This window comes from Streptomyces sparsogenes, from assembly GCF_001704635.1.
GTDB classification, from domain to species: domain Bacteria; phylum Actinomycetota; class Actinomycetes; order Streptomycetales; family Streptomycetaceae; genus Streptomyces; species Streptomyces sparsogenes.
Window position 1 is genome coordinate 1 of sequence record NZ_MAXF01000024.1, and the last position, 19,143, is coordinate 19,143.

Annotated in this window: 14 protein-coding genes, 1 tRNA gene and 3 pseudogenes; 6 read left to right on the top strand and 12 right to left on the bottom strand. The window is 74.0% G+C overall.

The features are described from left to right. Positions 1-46 precede the first annotated feature (46 nt). Positions 47-119: transfer RNA gene (locus tag BBH68_RS04620), tRNA-Asn, on the bottom strand. A gap of 210 nt (positions 120-329) precedes the next feature. On the opposite strand from BBH68_RS04620, the gene BBH68_RS04625 reads away from it, so the two are divergent. Together BBH68_RS04625 and BBH68_RS04630 are read left to right on the top strand one after the other, a co-directional pair. Then, positions 330-599 carry a hypothetical protein gene (locus BBH68_RS04625; RefSeq protein WP_065958988.1) on the top strand — a complete coding sequence of 90 codons (270 nt, stop codon included), beginning with the start codon at positions 330-332 and terminating at the stop codon, positions 597-599. 25 nt (positions 600-624) lie between these two features. Further along, positions 625-2,121, top strand: coding sequence for an FGGY family carbohydrate kinase (locus BBH68_RS04630; RefSeq protein ID WP_065958990.1), 1,497 nt, complete (start codon positions 625-627; stop codon positions 2,119-2,121). Positions 2,122-2,177: 56 nt separating this feature from the next. On the opposite strand, the gene BBH68_RS04635 is transcribed toward BBH68_RS04630, so the two are convergent. From BBH68_RS04635 to BBH68_RS04655, 7 genes and pseudogenes are all read right to left on the bottom strand, one after another. Next, complete coding sequence (locus tag BBH68_RS04635; RefSeq protein ID WP_065958992.1) at positions 2,178-3,560, bottom strand: RNA polymerase sigma factor; 1,383 nt, start codon at positions 3,558-3,560, stop codon at positions 2,178-2,180. A gap of 124 nt (positions 3,561-3,684) precedes the next feature. Continuing rightward, positions 3,685-5,478, bottom strand: a pseudogene (dnaG, locus tag BBH68_RS42715) (DNA primase); the annotation flags it as partial. 321 nt (positions 5,479-5,799) lie between these two features. Further along, positions 5,800-6,273 (bottom strand): annotated as a pseudogene (locus tag BBH68_RS44415) (hypothetical protein); the annotation flags it as partial. Between the two features lie 138 nt (positions 6,274-6,411). After that, positions 6,412-6,597: pseudogene (locus BBH68_RS42725) on the bottom strand (CHC2 zinc finger domain-containing protein); the annotation flags it as partial. 81 nt (positions 6,598-6,678) lie between these two features. After that, entirely contained in the window at positions 6,679-7,968 is a 1,290-nt protein-coding gene (locus BBH68_RS04645) for an NAD(P)/FAD-dependent oxidoreductase (protein WP_065958993.1), read from the bottom strand. A gap of 237 nt (positions 7,969-8,205) precedes the next feature. Then, on the bottom strand, positions 8,206-9,711 hold the full coding sequence (locus BBH68_RS04650; RefSeq protein WP_245737887.1) for a deoxyguanosinetriphosphate triphosphohydrolase: 1,506 nt from the start codon (positions 9,709-9,711) through the stop codon (positions 8,206-8,208). After that, a complete protein-coding gene (locus BBH68_RS04655) occupies positions 9,708-10,667 on the bottom strand; it encodes a sirohydrochlorin chelatase (protein ID WP_065959072.1) in 960 nt (319 codons plus the stop codon). Before BBH68_RS04655 ends, BBH68_RS04650 begins: the two co-directional genes overlap by 4 nt. 159 nt (positions 10,668-10,826) lie before the next feature. On the opposite strand from BBH68_RS04655, the gene BBH68_RS04660 reads away from it, so the two are divergent. Beyond that, a complete protein-coding gene (locus BBH68_RS04660; protein ID WP_076970988.1) occupies positions 10,827-13,121 on the top strand; it encodes a molybdopterin oxidoreductase family protein in 2,295 nt (764 codons plus the stop codon). Positions 13,122-13,180: 59 nt separating this feature from the next. On the opposite strand, the gene BBH68_RS04665 is transcribed toward BBH68_RS04660, so the two are convergent. Further along, the gene (locus tag BBH68_RS04665; RefSeq protein ID WP_065958996.1) at positions 13,181-14,167 is read right to left on the bottom strand and encodes an adenosine deaminase; all 987 of its coding nucleotides are present in this window, start codon (positions 14,165-14,167) and stop codon (positions 13,181-13,183) included. A gap of 304 nt (positions 14,168-14,471) precedes the next feature. On the opposite strand from BBH68_RS04665, the gene BBH68_RS04670 reads away from it, so the two are divergent. After that, the gene (locus BBH68_RS04670) at positions 14,472-15,083 is read left to right on the top strand and encodes a SanA/YdcF family protein (RefSeq protein ID WP_483855351.1); all 612 of its coding nucleotides are present in this window, start codon (positions 14,472-14,474) and stop codon (positions 15,081-15,083) included. A 57-nt stretch (positions 15,084-15,140) separates the two neighbouring features. Here the strand turns inward: BBH68_RS04670 and cutA are convergent, their stop codons facing one another. Continuing rightward, on the bottom strand, positions 15,141-15,464 hold the full coding sequence (cutA, locus tag BBH68_RS04675) for a divalent-cation tolerance protein CutA (protein WP_065958998.1): 324 nt from the start codon (positions 15,462-15,464) through the stop codon (positions 15,141-15,143). 110 nt (positions 15,465-15,574) lie between these two features. On the opposite strand from cutA, the gene BBH68_RS04680 reads away from it, so the two are divergent. Continuing rightward, entirely contained in the window at positions 15,575-15,961 is a 387-nt protein-coding gene (locus BBH68_RS04680) for a cupin domain-containing protein (protein ID WP_065958999.1), read from the top strand. A 109-nt stretch (positions 15,962-16,070) separates the two neighbouring features. On the opposite strand, the gene BBH68_RS04685 is transcribed toward BBH68_RS04680, so the two are convergent. Together BBH68_RS04685 and BBH68_RS04690 are read right to left on the bottom strand one after the other, a co-directional pair. Then, complete coding sequence (locus BBH68_RS04685; RefSeq protein ID WP_065959077.1) at positions 16,071-16,724, bottom strand: TIGR04222 domain-containing membrane protein; 654 nt, start codon at positions 16,722-16,724, stop codon at positions 16,071-16,073. Positions 16,725-16,914: 190 nt separating this feature from the next. Beyond that, complete coding sequence (locus tag BBH68_RS04690) at positions 16,915-18,384, bottom strand: MFS transporter (RefSeq protein WP_065959001.1); 1,470 nt, start codon at positions 18,382-18,384, stop codon at positions 16,915-16,917. Between the two features lie 145 nt (positions 18,385-18,529). Here BBH68_RS04690 and BBH68_RS04695 point away from each other — a divergent pair, with 145 nt between their 5' ends. Beyond that, the gene (locus tag BBH68_RS04695; protein WP_065959003.1) at positions 18,530-19,096 is read left to right on the top strand and encodes a TetR/AcrR family transcriptional regulator; all 567 of its coding nucleotides are present in this window, start codon (positions 18,530-18,532) and stop codon (positions 19,094-19,096) included. The last annotated feature ends 47 nt before the right edge of the window (positions 19,097-19,143 follow it).

A 19,143-nucleotide genomic window follows, 5' to 3' on the forward strand; every position in this document is an offset into this window, starting at 1 on the left:
CGGTTAACAGCCGAATGCTCTGCCAATTGAGCTACAGGGGACCGAGCTCCCCCGACTGGACTCGAACCAGTAACCTGCCGGTTAACAGCCGGCTGCTCTGCCAATTGAGCTACAGGGGATTGCTCCGTGTGCCGCGACCATCACTCCGTACGGGGCTCCCGGACGGCGTGCGCTCGCTGCGACACATACATTAGCGCAAGCAGGGGGGTGCTCCGCCAATCGGTAACCTCGTGGGTGTTCACGGCGGCCGCGGGTGATCTGCGGTCGGGACGGGTAGGCGCAGCACGACCCCAGGGTCCGACGCGAAGGACAACCAGAAGGGCAGGTCGATGCGCTACCGGCTGACGTTCATGACCGGGCTGGCTGTGGGCTACGTACTCGGCACGCGGGCCGGCCGCGAGCGGTACGAGCAGCTGCGCAAGGGCTGGCAGCGGTTCGTGCAGAACCCGGCGGTCCGCAACTCCGCCGAGACGGCCGCGCTCAGCGGGCGCCAGGTGGCGGCGAAGGCCTTCGAGAAGGCCAAGCCGCTGCGCGAGCGGATCGGGCATCGGGAGAAGCCCGCCGAGGGGGAGGACGGCTGGGGTACGAGCCACACCTAGCCTTCTCGGTGGCATGATCTGATCCATGGGGATAGTCGCCGGGTTGGACAGTTCGTCCGAGAGCACACGGATCGTCGTCTGCGATACGGACACGGGAGCCGTACTCAGGCAGGGTTACGCCCCGCATCCCGCGGGCCCGGCGGCGTCCGTGGGGAGCGCGGGGGGTTCCGCCGCGTCCCCGCACGACGTGGACCCCCAGGCGTGGCTGCTGTCGCTCGGCGAGGCCGCCGAGGGCAAGCTGCTGGAGGGGGTGCAGGCGATCGGCGTGTCGGCGCAGGGGCACGGGCTGCTGGCGCTGGACGCCGGCGGGGTGCTCGTGAGGCCCGCGCTGGTGGGCAACGACAAGCGCGCCCAGTCCGCGGCCGCCGACCTCATCGAGTCGCTCGGCGGCCGCGCCGCGTGGGCGCAGGCGGTGGGCTCCGTGCCGACCGCGACGCAGGCCGTGGCCAAGCTGCGCTGGCTGGCCCGCACCGAGCCGGACGCGGCGCGGCGGGTGACCGACCTGATGCAGCCGCACGACTGGCTGGTGTGGCAGCTCCTGGGGCGGCCCGCGCGGCGCACCACGGACCGCGGCACGGCCTCCGGCACCGGCTACTGGTCGGCCGCCACCGGCTCCTGGCGCCCCGACCTGGTCGAGCTGGCGCTCGGGCACCAAGTGCGGCTGCCGGAGGTCATCGGCCCGGCCGAGGCCGCGGGCCACACCCCCGAGGGGCTGCTGATCTCCGCCGGGACCGGGGAGACCATGGCGGCCGCGTTCGGCCTCGGGGTCGGGATCGGCGACGCGGTGATCTCGCTCGGCGCCTCCGGCTCCGTCTTCTCCGTCCACCACGAGGCGCTGGTCGACCCCACGGGCACCATCACCTCGTACGCCGACGCCACCGGCATGCACCTGCCGGTCGTCCACACGCTCAACGCCGTCCGGGCGCTGCGCGGCACCGCCGAGCTGCTGAGCGTCGATCTGGAGGGGCTCTCCGCGCTGGCGCTGAAGTCCACCCCCGGCTCGTACGGCCTGGTGCTGCTGCCCTATCTGGAGGGTGAGCGCACCCCGCACCTGCCGCACACCGCCGGGACGCTGACCGGTCTGCGGCGCGAGAGCATGAAGCCCGAGCATCTGGCCCGCGCCGCCTTCGAGGGCATGCTGTGCGGGCTGGCGGACGCGCTGGACGTGCTGCGCGGGCGCGGGGTCGCGGTGCGGCGGGTGTTCCTGCTGGGGCCCGCCGCGGACCTCCCCGCCGTACGGGCCATCGCCCCCGCGCTGCTGGGCGCCCAGGTCGTGGTGCCGCAGCCCGCGGACTACGCCGCGCTGGGCGCCGCCCGGCAGGCCGCCTGGGCGCTGGGCGCCGCGCACGGCACCCTGTCGCCGCACCAGCCGCCGCCGTGGCCCGCGGCCGCGAGCCAGGTCTTCGAGCCGGGCGAGGAGCTGGCGGTGGGCCAGGCCGTGCGGCAGCAGTACATCGCGGTCCGCGAGCAGACCCACCCGGGCGCGTTCGAGGCGGGCATGGGCGCCGGGCAGACGGGATAGCCGGGACGGACGAGACAGGGGTGACCGGGGTGGCCGGCGGTCGGAGTCGGTAGCGGTCAGTCCAGGTAGCCGCGGAGCTGGTCGGCGAACGCGTGGTCGCGGAGCTTGTTGAGCGTCTTCGACTCGATCTGCCGGATCCGCTCCCGGGTGACCCCGAAGATCCGCCCTATCTCCTCCAGCGTCCGGGGCCGCCCGTCGGCCAGCCCGTAGCGGAGCTGCACCACCTTCCGCTCCCGCTCCCCCAGCGTGGAGAGCACGGCCTCCAGGTGCTCCCGCAGCAGCAGGAACGCCGCCGACTCCACCGGCGAGGCCGCGTCCCCGTCCTCGATCAGATCGCCGAGCGCGACGTCGTCCTCCTCCCCGACGGGCGCGTGCAGCGAGACCGGCTCCTGGGCGAGGCGCAGCACCTCGGTCACCCGCTCCGGGGGGAGGTCGAGGTGGAGGGCGACCTCCTCGGGCGTGGGCTCGTAGCCGCGCTCCTGCAGCATCCGGCGCTGCACCCGCACCACCCGGTTGATCAGCTCGACGACATGCACCGGGACCCGGATCGTGCGGGCCTGGTCGGCGAGGGCGCGGGACATGGCCTGGCGGATCCACCAGGTCGCGTACGTGGAGAACTTGTAGCCGCGGGCGTAGTCGAACTTCTCCACCGCGCGGATCAGCCCCAGGTTGCCCTCCTGCACCAGGTCCAGCATGGTCAGGCCTCTGCCGACGTAGCGCTTGGCGACGGAGACGACGAGGCGGAGGTTGGCCTCGATGAGGCGGCGCTTGGCCATGCGGCCCAGGACGACCAGACGGTCGAGGTCGAGGGCCAGCTGGGAGTCCAGGTCGGGGGTGCTGCCGAGCTTCTCCTCGGCGAACAGGCCCGCCTCGACCCGGCGTGCCAGCTCGACCTCCTCGGCGGCGGACAGCAGCGGGATCCGGCCGATCTCGCGGAGGTACTGGCGGAAGAGGTCGGAGGAGGGTCCGCCGGAGGTCTCGGCGCGGGCGGCGCCCGGCTCGGGCGCCTCGGGGGCTTCCGGAGCGTCTGGGGTGTCCCGAGCATCTGGGGCGTCCGGGGCGTCTGGGGCGTCCGGGGCGTCTGGGCCTTCCGGGGTTTCCTCGGTCTCGACCGCTTCCGGTACGGCCGCCTCCGGTACGGCCGCGGCCACGGCCGCCAGGGCTTCGACCGCTTCCAGCTCGGCCGGTGCCGGGGCCGTGGCCGGTTCGGGGTCGGGGTGGGGGGACAGCGGCTGCGGCGGCGTCGCCGGGGGAGCCGCGTCGGTCAGGGTCTGGGTCTGCACGGGGGCGACCTCCAGGGTGATCGCTGCTGAGGCGGCAGAACGATCGGGTACGGCTGCGGTGGCCATGCCACCGTCCGTCCCGTACATCATGAGCGGATCTGCGGGGGATTCCGGCCCTTCCCGGCCAACACCGCCGCGCTCCGAGGACTCAGGCACCGCACCCCAGTGTGGAGTACGAGACAGGCCCGCCACGAGGGGCGTGCGGGCACTTTTTGCTCAGCGGGCCGTGACCGGCCGGTTACAGCGCATCGTGCACAGCGCGCCGCTCAGGGCGCAGCGCTCACAGCGCCGCCGCGCCCTTCTCGCGGAGCGACTGCCCGTACTGCTGGAGGACCCACAGCTCGTTCTGCACGGCGGCGAGGTGGGCGGCGTCGGCGCCGGGGCCGAGCCGCTGGAGGGCGCCCTGGACCTCGCCGATCCGACGGTTGACCGCGGCCAGCCGGACGGCCACCAACTGGACGCCCGCGTAGGCCTCGTCGGGATCGCGGCGGAGGTTCAGCGGCTCGACGGCCAGCTCGGTGCACATCGCCCGCACCGTGTCGTCGGGGGCGGCCTCGCGGACCCGCGTCAGATAGTCGCCGTCGGCGCCGCTCGCCCCGCCCGCCTCCTCGATGGCGCGGCGCACGGCGGCGTACGGCGGGGCGGTGAACTCGTCGATCCCGTAGGCGTCGAAAGCCGGGGAGACCAGCTCCGGGCGCTGGAGGGCGAGCTTCAGCAGCTCGCGCTCGACGCGGTGGGCGGGGCTGCGGAGGTTCAGCGCCGGGCCGCGCGGGGGCTGCGGGCCGCCGGGGCCGCCGGCTCCGGCATGGCCCGCGCCCGGGCCGCCGCCCGGGCCGCCGTAGCCCGCACCGGGGCCTCCCGCGCCGCCGGGGCCCCCGCCGCGGCGGGGGCCGTCCTGCTGCGGGCCGCCGCGCTGGCCGCGCTCGCGGGCCCAGCGGGCGAGCTGCGCGACCCGGCGGACGACGAACTGGGTGTCGAGGATGCCGAGCAGCCCCGCCAGTTGGACGGCGGACTCGTGCTGGATCGAGCTGTTCTTGATCCCGGCGACGACGGGCGCGGCCTCCTCCAGGGCGGCGGCCCGTCCGACGGCCGTGTCCAGGTTGTGCCGGGCGACGATCTGCCGGATCGCGAACTCGAAGAGCTGCGTACGGCTCTCGACCAGCGTCTTGACCGCGTCGTCGCCCTCGGCGAGGCGCAGCTCGCACGGGTCCATCCCGCCGGGCGTGATCGCGATGTAGGTCTCGGCGGCGAACTTCTGGTCGTCCTCGAAGGCCCGGAGCGCCGCCTTCTGGCCCGCCGCGTCGCCGTCGAAGGTGAAGACCACCTCGGCGCTGGAATTGTCCATCAGCAGCCGCCGGAGGATCTTGATGTGGTCGCCGCCGAAGGCCGTGCCGCAGGTGGCGATGGCGGTGGTCACCCCGGCGAGGTGGCAGGCCATGACGTCCGTGTAGCCCTCGACGACGACGGCCCGGCTGGTCTTGGCGATCTCCTTCTTGGCGAGGTCGATGCCGTACAGCACATGGGACTTCTTGTAGATCGGCGTCTCGGGCGTGTTCAGGTACTTCGGGCCGTTGTCGTCGTCGCGCAGCTTGCGCGCGCCGAAGCCGACGACCTCGCCGGTGATGTCGCGGATGGGCCACATCAGGCGGCCGCGGAAGCGGTCGATGGGGCCCTTGCGGCCGTCCTGGGCGAGGCCGGAGAGGATCAGCTCCTTGTCGGTGAAGCCGCGGCCCCGCAGGAAGCGGACGAGGTGGTCCCAGCCGGCCGGGCTGTAGCCGACGCCGAAGTGCTGGGCGGCGGCCTGGTCGAAGCCGCGCTCGGCGAGGAAGCGGCGGCCGATCTCGGCCTCGGGCCGCTCGAGCTGCTCGATGTAGAACTGGGCGGCCGCCTTGTGGGCCTCGACCAGCCGGGTGCGCTCGCCCTGCTGCCGGCCCGGGGTGTAGCCGCCCTGCTCGTAGCGCAGGGTGATGCCGGCCTGGGAGGCGAGCCGCTCGATGGTCTCGGCGAAGGAGAGGTGGTCGATCTTCATGATGAAGTCGACCGTGTCGCCGCCCTCCTGGCAGCCGAAGCAATTGCCGGTGAGAATGTTGTCCTCAAGGACGAAGGCATGCCCCTGGTCGACTGTGGCGCAGAATACTTCTTCAACTCGGTCAGTCGACTCAACGGATTTGACGACCCACCCCCGGCGCGCGAATCCCTTCACGGACGCCTCGAAACGGCGACGGTGCTCCGGGTTGAGGAAGAAATCGGCCGTCAGGTACTCGTTGATGAAATGGATACGGTAAAGGGAGCTCGGTTCCCGGCCCGGAAACCCTTCACGGACCTGCTCTGTGATCCCATATGTCCCGATGCCGAGACGCGTGCATACCGCGCGAACGTACTCCAAGGCCTCTCGCTGAGCACAGTTCAGACTGACCGTGCCTTCCTTGTCCACATGCCCGTCGGCCGCCAGGTAACCCGCCAGCCACCCGTAGAGGTACGGCACCGACTCGTCGAGCGGGGGAAGATCCTTGAAGAACCTTGGCAGATGGTGCACCTGGATTTGCTTGCCGGTGTCCGAAGTTTGGCTATTCGGAAACCATTTCAGCAGCTCAACATCCTTGATCGGGTCGAGCTGCGCCATGGAGCCGGTACCGCTGAGGGTGCCGTCGCCATAGGTGATCCCATGCGCGATACCGAATGGTGACGGAGTCGTCTGCTTGACCCGCGAGCCCGGAAAGACGTAGGCAAGGCGATGCTCCGGCTTGAGCTCTGAGGTCACCACCTCGCGCTGCTTGTAGCGGCTCTTTCCCGACAAAACGAACCAGCGGTGCTCGGGTGTGGCGTAGATCTCCTTCCGCTGGCCGTTGCGCCCAAGGGTGATCTTCATCAGCGGCTGCACGCCGAACGACCGGAACGGCGCCTCGTGCCAATTCCCGCTGCGCGTGAGGATGCGGTGTCTTCCTCCCGCGAGCTCACGGATCGGCTTCACGCCATCCCAGGTCAGAACCCTTGTCTCCCCGGCAAGGCAGTAATAGAGCCCCTTGCTGGGGCTCACCTGGAAAGACGGGGACTTCTCGTCATGGAAGGGGCACAGGCCCTTCAGATTGCCCCCGCCCGCGTTCCGCAGCTGGAGGTACTCGGACACAACGGCGTCGATCGGGACCGCGTCCCGCACCGCCTTGACGTCGTCATCGTTGATCCTGCCTGCCACGCGTGAATTCTACGGCCGGGCACCGACACGGCCGCCGGGCCCGGCGGGGGCCCGGCGGTACGGCTGCGGCCCCCGCGGCAGCTACGGCTGCTGCCGCGGCAGGGACGCCAGGGGGACGGACGGGTTCGCCAGGTCGTCCGGGTCGAGGCGGACGCCGCTCCGGATGAGCCGCTGGATGGGCTCGACCACGTCCCACACGTTCACGTTCATCCCCGCCAGCAGGCGGCCCTCGCTCAGCCAGAAGGCGATGAACTGCCGCTTGCCGACGTCGCCGCGGACCACCACCTGGTCGTACGAGCCGGGCGGCGCGTAGCCGGAGTACTCCAGGCCGACGTCGTACTGGTCGGAGAAGAAGTAGGGCACGCGGTCGTACGCGACCTCCTGCCCGAGCATGGCGCGGGCCGCGGCCGGCCCGCCGTTCAGCGCGTTGGCCCAGTGCTCGACGCGCAGCCGGCCGCCGGGCGGCGCGGCGGCGTCCGGGAAGGCGAGCGGGGTCGCGGCCACGTCGCCCGCCGCGAAGATGTCCGGGTCGCTGGTGCGCAGCGAGCCGTCGACCACGATGCCGCCGCCCGCCGCGCGGTCCGCCACCTCCAGGCCGGCGGCCTCGGCCAGGGCGGTGCGTGGGGCGGCGCCGATGGCGGCCAGGACGTCGTGGGCGGGGTGCTCCTCCCCGTCGTCGGTGCAGGCGGCCAGCACGACGCCGTCCTGTCCGGTGATCTCGGTGAGCCGGGCGCCGAAGTGGAAGCGGACGCCGTGCTCGCGGTGCAGGTCGGCGAAGAGCGAGCCGAGCTCAGGGCCGACGACGCCGTGCAGCGGGGTGGGCTCGGGCTCGACGATCGTCACCTCGGCGCCGTACCCGCGCGCGGCGGCCGCGACCTCCAGGCCGATCCAGCCCGCCCCCGCGATGACCAGCTGGCCGTTGTCCCGACCGAGGGAGGTCAGCACGGCCCGCAGCCGCTCGGCGTGGGCCAGGCGGCGCAGGTGGTGCACGCCGACCAGGTCGGTGCCGGGGATGTCGAGCCGGCGCGGCTCGGCGCCGGTGGCCAGCAGCAGCCGGTCGTAGTGGATGCGGGTGCGGTCGCCGAGGGCGACGGCCTTGGCGGCGCGGTCGAGGTGGACGGCGGTCTGGCCGAGGTGGAGCTCGATGTCGGCCTGGGCGTACCAGGCGGGTTCGTGGACGAAGACGCTGTCGCGCTCCTGGCTTCCGGTGAGGAAGCCCTTGGAGAGTGGCGGTCGCTCATAGGGGTGGTCGCGCTCGTCACAGATGAGGATCACCCGGCCGGTGAATCCCTCGGCGCGAAGGGTTTCCGCGGCTTTCGCCCCGGCCAGACCCCCTCCGACGATGACGAACGTCTGGTGTGCGTCGACCACTTGTCTCCTCCTCGCTGCCGCGCGACGCCCGCGCGCGGCTACGCCGTGTCAGGGCCGGTCGTATGAGCCCCGGTCGTGTGAGCCGATGTTCGAGCCTCCCGCACCGCGCGTGCGGCGGGAAGGGGCAGTACGCCGTACGGGCCAGCGGGCCGGGCCCGCCGCACCCCGCACGGGCGGGTCCGGCCGCCCGCGGGGCGGGTGCGGGGCGGTCATGGGTGGGGGGCGGGTGCGGGGCCGTCATGGGCGGCGGGTCGGGTGCGGGGTGGACAGGCGGGCGTGGAGGGAGCGGGCGGAGGCGTCCGTGAGGGCGGCGATCTGGTCGACGACGGCGCGCAGCCGGCCCGCTTCGTCCCCGGCCGCGTCCGCCGCGTCGAACAGGGCGCGGAACTGCGGGTCCAGGCCGACCGGGGCGCGGGCGATCAGCGCCTCGCCCAGCTCGGCGATGATGATCCGCTGATCGGCGCGGACCGCCTCCTGGTCGGCGCGCTGCATCACATAGCGGTCGGCGACGGCCTTCAGCACCGCGCACTCCAGGCGCGCCCCGCGCGGCACCACCAGCTCGGCGGCGTACCGGGTGAACCGGCCGGTGCCGTAGGCGGCGCGGGTGGCCCCCTCCGCGGCGAGGCAGAAGCGGCCGATGAGCTGGCTGGTGGCGTCCTTGAGCCGGGCCTGGGCGACGGACGAGCCGTCGTAGCCGTGGGGCCACCACTCCTGGTCGAGCAGCCGGTCCAGCGCCTCGGCCAGCTCGTCCGGCTCGGCGCCCGGGGCGTAGCGGGCGGCGGCGACCGCGAACACCTCGCGCCGCTCGGGCTCGGCGAGCAGCAGGGCGGGGTCGAGATGGCCCGCGTGCAGGCCGTCCTCCACGTCGTGGACCGAGTACGCGACGTCGTCGGACCAGTCCATGACCTGGGCCTCGAAGCAGGTGCGGTGCTCGGGGGCGCCCTGCCGGAACCAGGCGAAGACCGGGAGGTCGTCCTCGTAGACCCCGAACTTGCGGGAGCCGGGGTCGGTGGGGTGGCCGCCGCGCGGCCAGGGGTATTTGGTGGCGGCGTCGAGCGCGGCGCGGGTCAGGTTCAGGCCGACGCTCACCGGCTCGCCGGTGTCCGGGTCGGCGACGAACCGCTTGGGCTCCAGCCGGGCGAGCAGCCGCAGCGACTGCGCGTTTCCCTCGAAGCCGCCGCACGCCTCGGCGACCTCGTTGAGCGCCTGCTCGCCGTTGTGCCCGAAGGGCGGGTGGCCCAGGTCGTGGGCGAGGCAGGCCATCTCCACCAGGTCCGGGTCGCAGCCGAGGGCCGCGCCGAGCTCCCGGCCCACCTGGGCGCACTCCAGCGAGTGGGTCAGCCGGGTGCGCGGCGTCGCGTCCCACGCGGGGGCGCCGGCGCCGGGGCGGAGGTCGGCCGCGGGCGCCGCGGGGACGACCTGGGTCTTGCCGGCCAGCCGGCGCAGCGCGGCCGAGTGCAGCACCCGCGCCCGGTCCCGCTGGAAGGCGGTCCGGCCCGGGCGCTTGTCGGGCTCGGGCGCCCAGCGCTCGAGGTCCGCCGCCTCGTAGCCGGGCCTCGCCGAGGCCGCGGACTCGGGCGCGGGGCCGGCCTCGGGCGCGGGGCCGGCCTCGGGCGCGGGGCCGGCCTCGGGCGCGGGGCCGGCCTCGGGCGCGCACTCGGGCGCGGGTGGGGTGGCGGCCGGCCCGGCTTGCTCGGCGGCCTCAGCTGTCGGATCGGATGCCGTGGGTCCAGTGCGCCTCATACACCGACGGTAACCGCCGGGTGTGACATGGGTGCAGAGGCGAGCGCCTCTTCGTAGCGGTGGACCACGAGCCGTGCGACGGCGGCGTGGTCGCCGAGCGGCGCGGCGGCGATGCCGGGCGCGGCGGCCGCGCACTGGGTCGCGAAGCGGCCGGGAGCGGCGAAGTACGAGGCCACCGCGATCCTCTCGCGCCCCCGCCCGGTCAGGGCGCGGACCGCGTCGGCCACCGTGGGCCCGGTCCCGGAGGCGTAGCCGGGCAGCACGGGCACACCGCCGAGCCGGGCGCTGAGCAGGGCGGCCGTCCGGGCCGTGTCGGCGGCCGAGTCGCGGTCGCGGGAGCCCGCGGCCGCCAGCACGACACCCGCCGCCGACAGCCCGCCGGGCGCCTCCCCCGGCGTCCGCCCCTGCGCCTCCCCCGGCGTCCAGCCGGGCGTCCACCCGGCCTCGGCGAGGCGCGCGTGGAGGGCCTCCGCGAGCAGCGGGTGGGGGCCGAGCGGGGCGGCGACGCGGACCGACAGATGGGGCGCGGCCGCCGCCGCGTCCGGCAGGTCCCGCTTGATGTGGTAGCCGCGGCCGAGGAGCAGCGGCACGAGGACGGCCTCGCCGTGCAGCGCGGCGAGCGTGTCGGCGAGCAGCGGATGGTTCAGCTCGACGTGGCCGAGGCGTACGGGCAGGTCGGGGCGGAGCGCCCGGACGCGGTCCACCAGCGCGGTGACGGTGCGCAGCGCCTCGGGGTCGCGGCTGCCGTGAGCCACGGCGACCAGGGTGGGCGGGCGGCGCGCGGCGGGGCGGGAAAGGGATCGGGGCCGGGGGCGGCGCCGTAGGCCGCCGGGGGCCAGATGGCCGAGCTGCGAGCTGAGCTGTGCGGTGATCCGGGTCATGAGCTGGGCCGTACTGTCGAGGGAGCCGGCGGGGGCGGGGTGGCTCGGGGGACCGGGGCGAGGCGACGCCGTCATGACGAGAGCCTCGCAGCGGGACATTGCGCCCCCGTTGCGTGGCCGTCACGAGTGATTGCCGCGAGTTCACCGGCCGTCGCGGCCCGCGCTGAGGTCCGGTTGCCCGGTGCGTAACGCGGGCGGACGCGGGCCGTAACACGGCCGTAGCACGCTGCCCCCATGCCGCACGTCACCGCCCCCGCCACCACCAGCTCCCCCGGCCTCGCCCCCGGCACCGGCACCGCCGCCCCCGGCACCGTCGACACCCACTGCCCGTACTGCTCGCTCCAGTGCGGCATGGGCCTGCGCCCCGCGCCCGGGGCCGAGGGGGGCGTGGAGGTGGTGGAGCGGGCCGCCTTCCCCGTGAACCGCGGCGCGCTGTGCGGCAAGGGCCGTACCGCGCCCGCCGTGCTCTCCTCCCGGGTGCGCCTGACCGAGCCGCTGGTCCGCCGCCCCGACACCGGCCGGCTCGAACCGGCGACCTGGGAGGAGGCCCTGGACCGGGTCGCGGAGGGGCTGGCGGGGGCCGCGCGGGCGCACGGGCGGGACGCGGTGGGGGTCTTCGGCGGCGGCGGGCTGACGAACGAGAAGGCGTACGCGCTGGGGAAGTTCGCGCGGGTCGTGCTCGGCACCTCGCAGATCGACTACAACGGCCGCTTCTGCATGTCCTCGGCGGCGGCCGCGCACAACAAGGCCTTCGGCCTGGACCGCGGGCTGCCGTTCCCGCTGGCGGACGTGGCGCGCACCGGGTGTGTGATCCTCGTCGGCTCGAATCTGGCCGAGACCATGCCGCCCGCGCTGCGCTATCTGACCGAGCTGAAGGAGGCGGGCGGCACGCTGATCGTCGTCGACCCGCGCCGGACGCGCACGGCGGAGCAGGCGGATCTGCACCTGGCGCCCCGGCCCGGGACGGACCTGGCGCTCGCGCTCGGCCTGCTGCACCTGGTGGTCGCCGAGGGGCGGGTGGACGAGGAGTTCGTCGCGCGGCGCACGGCCGGCTGGCCCGAGGCGCGGGCCGCCGCGATGGCGCACTGGCCCGAGATGGTCGAGCGGATCACGGGCGTCCCGGTCCCCGAACTCCGGGAGGCGGTCCGCCTGTTCTGCGACGCGGAGAATTCGATGGTGCTCACGGCACGCGGGCCCGAGCAGCAGTCGAAGGGCACCGACACCGTCGGCGCCTGGATCAACCTGTGCCTGGCCACCGGCCGGGCCGGCCGTCCGCTGTCCGGCTACGGCTGTCTCACCGGCCAGGGCAACGGCCAGGGCGGGCGCGAACACGGCCAGAAGGCCGACCAGCTCCCCGGCTACCGCAAGCTCGACGACCCCGCCGCGCGCGCCCATGTGGCGGACGTGTGGGGCATCGACCCCGACGCGCTGCCCGGGCCGGGGCGCAGCGCGTACGAGCTGCTGGACGCGCTCGGCGGCGACATACGGGCCCTGCTGCTGATGGGCTCCAACCCGGTGGTCTCCGCCCCCCGCGCGGCCCACATCGAGGCGCGGCTGCGGTCGTTGGACTTCATGGCGGTCGCGGACGTGGTCCTCTCGGAGACCGCCGCGCTCGCGGACGTCGTCCTTCCGGTGACCCAGTGGGCGGAGGAGACGGGCACGACGACCAACCTGGAGGGCCGGGTCGTGCTGCGCCGCGCGGCCGTCCCCCCGCCGCCCGGCGTCCGCTCGGACCTCCAGGTGCTGGGCGCGCTGGCCGCCCGGCTGGGCTGGGAGAAGGGCTTCCCGGCGGACCCGGAGGAGGTCTTCGACGAGCTGCGCCGCGCCTCGGCGGGCGGGGTGGCGGACTACTCCGGCATCACCTACCGGCGGATCGCGGAGGAGGACGGGGTCTTCTGGCCCTGCCCGGAGGAGTGGGCGGGTGCTGGGCACGAACGTGCCGGGCGGGACGAGGCGAACGGCTCCGGGCGGAAGGGGCCCGGGCCGGGGCCGGACGGTTCCGGGCGGGACGAGTGGGGCGGTGCCGGGCGGGAGGGTGCGGGGCGGGACGGCTCCGGACCGCACCCGGGTACGCCGCGCCTCTTCCTCGACCGCTTCGCGACCGACGACGGCCGGGCCCGCTTCGCGGCCGTGACCCACCGCCCCGCCGCCGAGGAGCCCGACGCCGACTATCCGCTGTTCCTCACCACCGGCCGGGTGCTGTCCCAGTACCAGTCGGGCGCGCAGACGCGGCGCGTGGAGGAGCTGAACCGGGCCGCCCCCGGCCCGTTCGTCCAGCTGCACCCCCTGCTCGCCGAGCGCCTGGGGGCCGCCGAGGGCGACGCCCTCGCGGTGGTCTCCCGCCGGGGGCGGGCCGTCGCACCGGCCCGCATCAGCCGGGACATCAGGCCGGACACGGTGTTCATGCCCTTCCACTGGGCGGGCGAGGGGCGGGCCAACGCGCTGACGAATCCGGCGCTGGACTCGGTCTCCCGGATGCCGGAGTTCAAGGTGTGCGCGGTGCGGGTGGAACGCGCGGATCCGCGGTGAGTATGGGACGGCGACACGCCGTCCCATACTCACCGCAGACCGGCACGCGGCCGCCCGCCTCATGCCCCGTGCGCGTCGACTTCCTTCAGGTAGGCCGCCCGGGTGCCCTCGTCCAGGAAGGCCGCGCGGAAGGAGTTGCGGGCGAGCAGCCGCAAGGTGGCGTCGTCCAGCCGCAGCGCGTCCCGCACCGCGTCGAAGTTGTCCCCCGCGTAGCCCCCGAAGTACGAGGGGTCGTCGGAGTTCACCGTCACCAGCAGCCCCGCGTCCAGCATCGCCCGCAGCGGGTGGTCCTCCAGCCGGTCGACGACCCGCAGCCGTACGTTGGACAGCGGGCACACGGTCAGCGGCACCTGGTCCGCGACCAGCCGGGCCACCAGGGCGTCGTCCTCCAGGGAGCGCACGCCGTGGTCGACGCGGTCCACGCCGAGGACGTCCAGCGCCTCCCACACGTACCAGGGCGGCCCCTCCTCCCCCGCGTGCGCAACGCACTTGAGCCCCGCCTCCCGCGCCCGCGCGTACACCTCGCGGAACTTCGACGGCGGATTCCCGACCTCCGCCGAGTCCAGGCCGACGGCCGCGATCCGGTCCAGGTAGGGGCGGGCCGACTCGAAGGTGTCGAGGGCGGACTCGGCGCTCTCGTCGCGCAGGAAGCACATGATCAGGCGGGTGGTGATGCCGTACGTCTCCTCGGCCGCGTCCAGCGCCCGCGACAGGCCGTCGATCACCGTGCCGATGGCCACGCCGCGCGCGGTGTGGGCCTGCGGGTCGAAGAAGATCTCGGCGTGCCGGACGCCCTGCGCGCGGGCGCGGGCGAGGTAGGCGTGGGTCAGGTCGGCGAAGTCGTCCTCGGTGCGCAGCACCGCCATCAGCTCGTAGTAGAGGTTCAGGAAGTCCTGGAGGTCGGTGAAGGAGTACGCGGCGCGCAGCTCGTCCTCGGACGCGTACGGCAGGGCCACGCCGTTGCGCTCGGCGAGCGCGAAGGCCAGCTCGGGTTCGAGGGTGCCCTCGATATGGAGGTGGAGCTCTGCTTTGGGTATCGGGGGCACGACCGGATCACCTGCTGTTTTCTGCCTGTTTGTGCTGACGGGGAGGGTGCCCAGACTAATGCGGCGGCGCCGCCCGGCCGAACCGGTCAAGCAACCGGCCGACGCCGGCCGGCGTCCCTCCACGCGAACAACGGATCGGCGGCGGAGCGGCGAAAGCGGTGGGCGGATGGGTGCGGGAGAGCGGGTACGGAGAGCCTGGCCGGCCGGGCGGGCGCGGCTGCGGCTCCCCGCCCGGTCGCGCCTGCCCCGATGGCCGCGCCTGCCCGAGACCCGGCGCGGGCGGCGCCGGGCCGTCCAGGCGGCGATGGCGCTCAGCGTGGTCGCCCTGCTGCCCGCGACCTGGCTGCGGCTCACCGCCGACTCCCGGGTCCGCACGGTCGCGGACGTCCCGAAGGCCCCCGTCGCGGTGGTCTTCGGCGCCGGGCTGTGGGACGGCGAGCCGTCCCCGTACCTGGCCCACCGGCTCGACGCGGCCGTCGAGCTGTACGAGCGGGGCAAGGTCCGCGCGATCCTGGTCACCGGCGACAACAGCCGGCACGACTACGACGAGCCGGACGCGATGCGGGCCTACCTCGTACGGCACGGCGTTCCGGACGGGCGCATCGTGAGCGACTACGCGGGCTTCGACACCTGGGACTCGTGCAGCCGCGCCGAGCGGATCTTCGGCGTGCGCCGGGCGGTGCTGGTGAGCCAGGACTTCCACATCCGCCGGGCGCTGGCGCTGTGCGACGCGGCGGGCATCGACGCGTACGGGGTCGGTGTCGCCGAGCCGCACGACGTGACATGGCTCTTCGGCGGGGCGCGGGAGGCCTTCGCGGCGGGCAAGGCCGCGCTGGACGCCGCCTTCCGGCCGGACCCGCGCTTCCTCGGCCCGCGCGAGGACGGGATCCGGAAGGCGCTGACGGGCTCCCGCTGAGCGCGGCCCCGACCGCGCCCCCCGGAGCCCGCCCGTGCCCGCCCGCGCCGGCTCCCGTCAGCCGATGGTCGTCTCCTCCACCACCCACGCCAGGTAGCCCTCGCTGCCCTGGGTGACGGGCGTCGCGATGATCTCGGGCGTCTCGTAGTCGTGCGCCTCGCGGAGATGTGCCTCCAGCTCCGCGTAGCGGGCCGTGGTCGTCTTGAACAGCACCTGCCACTCGGACGCGGTCTCGATCTCGCCCTGCCACCGGTACACCGACGTGACGGGCTGGCTGATCTGCGCGCAGGCCGCCAGCCGCGCGGTCACCGCTCCGCGGGCCAGCGCCTCGGCCTTCTCGGGGGTGTCGGTGGTGGTCAGGACGGTCAGGAAGTCGGCCACGGCGGAAACCTCTCTGTACCTCGGATTGGCGCGCACCACGCTAGCCGGTGAGGATTGAGGGAACCCGGTGACGACCAGACCAGGCCGATCGAGGGAGACTCGGGACACTCATGGACGACCTCACCGCACTCGCACGCCATCACCTGGACCGGGCCAAGGCCGACCCGCATGGCCGGAGCTCGCATCTTTTCCTGCACGACGGGCCGCTGCGGCAGAGCGTCATCGCCATGGTCGCCGGTTGTGAGCTGGACGAGCACAACGCGCCCCCGGCGGCGAGCCTCCAGGTGCTGCACGGGCATGTCAGGCTCACCGCGCGCGAGACCGGCCAGGGCGGTCTCGACCTCATCGCCGGGCAGGTGCAGCGCATCCCGCAGGAGCGCCACGGGCTGGTGGCGCTGGAGGACTCGGTGGTGCTGCTGACCGCCGTGACCGCCACGGTGGGCTGCCCCACCCCCACCGAGGAGGCCGCCGCCCACCAGCACGCGGACCGGCACTAGGTGTGCTGTCCCGGGACGGCCCGGGACAAGACGCAACCGGTCAGGGCGGCGCCCCGGCGCGGCAATGTGCCGCGCCGGGGCGCCACCCGCCCGACCGCGATGCCTCCCGTCAGTCGCCGCCGCCTCCCCCGCCGCAGCCGCTGCCGCAGGAGGCGTGGCCGGAGCCGGAGTGGGATCCCCAGTCCGGACCGGGGGCGGAATCCGAGCCCCCATGCGAGTCCTGGCCGTAGTCGTCACCGTCGTCGTCCTCGAAGGCGTGGCCCATACGGATCAGGGTTCCGCCGAGCCCGGCCGGAGTCGGCACGGCCTTCCCGACCGCGGTCCGCAGGCGCTCGTCCGGAACGGCGGACAGGCCCTGGAAGACATGGGCGGGAAGCGTCCCCTCCCGTTGGGCCGACTCCAGCGCCCGGCCGCCCGCGTCCGTGCGGCGCCGCCGGGAGCGGCTGAGCAGGCCGTACGAAACGAGCCTGGCCCCGATCCGCTGCACCTCGGGGCCCGACAGCACCTCGGCCACCGCCGAGGCCGCGTCGCACCCCACCGGGTGACACCACCTGATGAGCGCGCGCTCGACCGGATGGTCGGCCGCCTCCGCGGGCCGGACCGCCCGCACCCGCAAACCGATGAACTTGATCGCGCCGCTCTCGCGCAGCGTGATGAGCGCGACCTGGGCCACGCGCCGCGGGCCGCCCGCCAAGTAGGCGATGTCGTACAGATCCAGTGCCCGCCGCGCCGCTCCGTCGCGGCGCCGGAATAACGTCCTCACAGGAATGCCCCCGTCCATCCTGCCGATTCCCTTACCAGCAGTATTGTCCGATCAGCGTTCCGCGAACCCGGACCGGCCCACTTCAGAGCCAGACTTGAGGTTCGGCTGTGCGTCGACGGCGGTCGGCGGCTTTTCGGCCTCCCCCCGGCCGAGGTCGGGGCCGAGGTCGGGGTCGGGGCCGGGGTCGCCGTCAACGGCTGTTCGCGGCCACCTCGTTCGACGGGGTGACCGCGTCCGGACCGGCGGAGCGGTGCGGCACCGCCGAGCCTTCCGCGGGCCTGGACCTCGCCAGCCACAGGCCGGTGAACACTGCGGTGGCCAACGTGACGGCGCCGGCGGCGACGAAGGCGCTGTTGAGGCCGGCCTCGAAGGACGCGCCGCCGGATTGCCGGGTGCGGACGACGGCTCCGAGCACCGCCACGCCGAGCACCGCGCCGATCTGCCGGGTGGTGCTGCTGATGCCGGAGGCGAGGCCGCCTTCCTGCGGGCTGACCGCCTGGATGGCGGCGCCGGTCAGCGGGGACATGGTCAGGGCGAAGCCGATGCCGACGACTCCCAGCCGCCACCACACGTTCCCGTAACCGGTGTCGGCGTGCACCGTGCCCAGCGCCAGCAGCCCCCCTCCGGCCAGGGCCAGGCCGATGGTCACCACGACCCGGAAGCCGTACCGGGCGGCGAGCCGGCCCGCGAACGGGCTGACGATCACCATGGCGAGGGTGGCGGGGAGGGTCTGCAGGCCGGCGCGCAGGATCGAGCTGCCCTGGACGTAGACGAAGAACTGGGAGAAGAAGAACGACGAGCCCATGAGCGCGAACCCCACCACGACCATGGCGGTGTTGGACACGGTGAACAGCCGCTGCCGGAACAGCCGCAGCGGCAGCATCGGTGCGGAGCGACGCGCTTCGACGGCGACGAAGCCGGCGAGGAGGATCGCCGCGGCGGCGAAGCTTCCCAGGATGACCGGTGAGGTCCAGCCGCGGGCGCCACCCTCGATCAGCCCGTAGGCCAGCGCCCCCACCGCCAGAACGGACAGCACCGTGCCCGGGACGTCGATCGCCGGGGCGTTCGGATTGCGGGACTCGTCCAGGTGGCGCAGGCCGACCAGCAGCAGGATCACGCCGATGGGCAGATTGACCAGGAAGATGGCGGGCCAGCCGAAGGCGTCCGTCAGCGCGCCGCCGGCCACGGGTCCGGCGGCCAGGCCGATGCCGCTCAATCCTGCCCACAGCCCGATCGCCTTGACGCGTTCCTGCGGAACGGGATAGGCGGCGGCGAGCAGGGCCAGCGAGGCGGGGCTCAGCGCCGCGGCGCCGACGCCCTGGAGCACCCGGCCGGCGATCAGCCATCCGGCCGAGGGCGCGAGGCTGCACAGCCCCGATGCGGCGGTGAACACCACCGCACCGGCCAGGTACACCCGCTTGCGGCCGAACCGGTCGGCGAAAACGCCGCCGGACAGCAGCAGCATGGCGACCAGCAGCACGTACGCGTCGACGATCCACTGCAGACCGGTCAGCTGAGTGTGCAGCCGGTGCTGCATGTCGGGCAGCGCCGCTCCGACGATCGTGTTGTCGAGCAGCACCATGAATTGGCCCAGGCAGGTCACCGTGAGCAGCACGACCCGGTTCGGTCGACCGTCTACGGCCGCAGCCGATGCAGCCATGGGGATTCCTCTCGATCGATGGTCGCGCCTCTCCACGGCCGACGCGGTCGGCCTTGGGACGCCCTAACGCAGTCGTTGACTGCGTTAGGCGACTGTAAGGAGGCTCGCCCATAAACGCAAGCCTCGGCTGCGTTAAGGTGAGGGCATGGAGGAGCGACAGCGAGTCCGGCGACCGGGCGGGCGCGCCGCCCGCGTCGGCGCGGCGGTGCACCAGGCCGTCACCGACCTGATCAGCGAGCGCGGTTACGGCAAGTTCACCGTCGGCGATGTCGCGGCCCGCGCGGGCGTGGCCGACAGCAGCGTCTACCGCCGCTGGGGCAACCTGGAAGCGCTGCTCACCGATGTGGCGCTCACCCGCCTCAACGCGCGGTCGCCGATGCCCGACACCGGGAGTCTGGCCGGCGACCTGCACACTTACGCGGCCAACGTGGCACGCGAGATCACCGGCCCCGAAGGCCTGGCGTTGCTGCGCCTGGCCGTCGCCCTGTCGGGCAACGGTCAGCAGGGCCGGCGGGCGCTTGACGACCTCCTCGCCGAACGCGCCCGGCACCTGCAGTCCATGCTCGATCGCGCCGGCGAACGCGGCGAGCGCGCACCCGACGCGTTGGAGGTGCTGGACCACGTGATGGCCCCGATGTACATCCGCGTCCTGTTCGGTCTGGACCCCCTCACCCCGGAGTACGTCGACGGGCTGGTCGACCGGCTGCTGTGACCCGAGGCCTTTCTCCGCGGGTGTGGTCCGGGTTTTCCGCAGGCGTG

Coding starts and splice junctions, on each gene's coding strand:
- BBH68_RS04625 (WP_065958988.1), top strand. CDS start 330: ATGCGCTACCGGCTGACGTTCATGACCGGGCTGGCTGTGGGCTACGTA.
- BBH68_RS04630 (WP_065958990.1), top strand. CDS start 625: ATGGGGATAGTCGCCGGGTTGGACAGTTCGTCCGAGAGCACACGGATC.
- BBH68_RS04650 (WP_245737887.1), bottom strand. CDS start 9,711: ATGAGGCGCACTGGACCCACGGCATCCGATCCGACAGCTGAGGCCGCC.
- BBH68_RS04655 (WP_065959072.1), bottom strand. CDS start 10,667: ATGACGGCGTCGCCTCGCCCCGGTCCCCCGAGCCACCCCGCCCCCGCC.
- BBH68_RS04660 (WP_076970988.1), top strand. CDS start 10,827: ATGCCGCACGTCACCGCCCCCGCCACCACCAGCTCCCCCGGCCTCGCC.
- BBH68_RS04670 (WP_483855351.1), top strand. CDS start 14,472: ATGGCGCTCAGCGTGGTCGCCCTGCTGCCCGCGACCTGGCTGCGGCTC.
- BBH68_RS04680 (WP_065958999.1), top strand. CDS start 15,575: ATGGACGACCTCACCGCACTCGCACGCCATCACCTGGACCGGGCCAAG.
- BBH68_RS04690 (WP_065959001.1), bottom strand. CDS start 18,384: ATGGCTGCATCGGCTGCGGCCGTAGACGGTCGACCGAACCGGGTCGTG.
- BBH68_RS04695 (WP_065959003.1), top strand. CDS start 18,530: ATGGAGGAGCGACAGCGAGTCCGGCGACCGGGCGGGCGCGCCGCCCGC.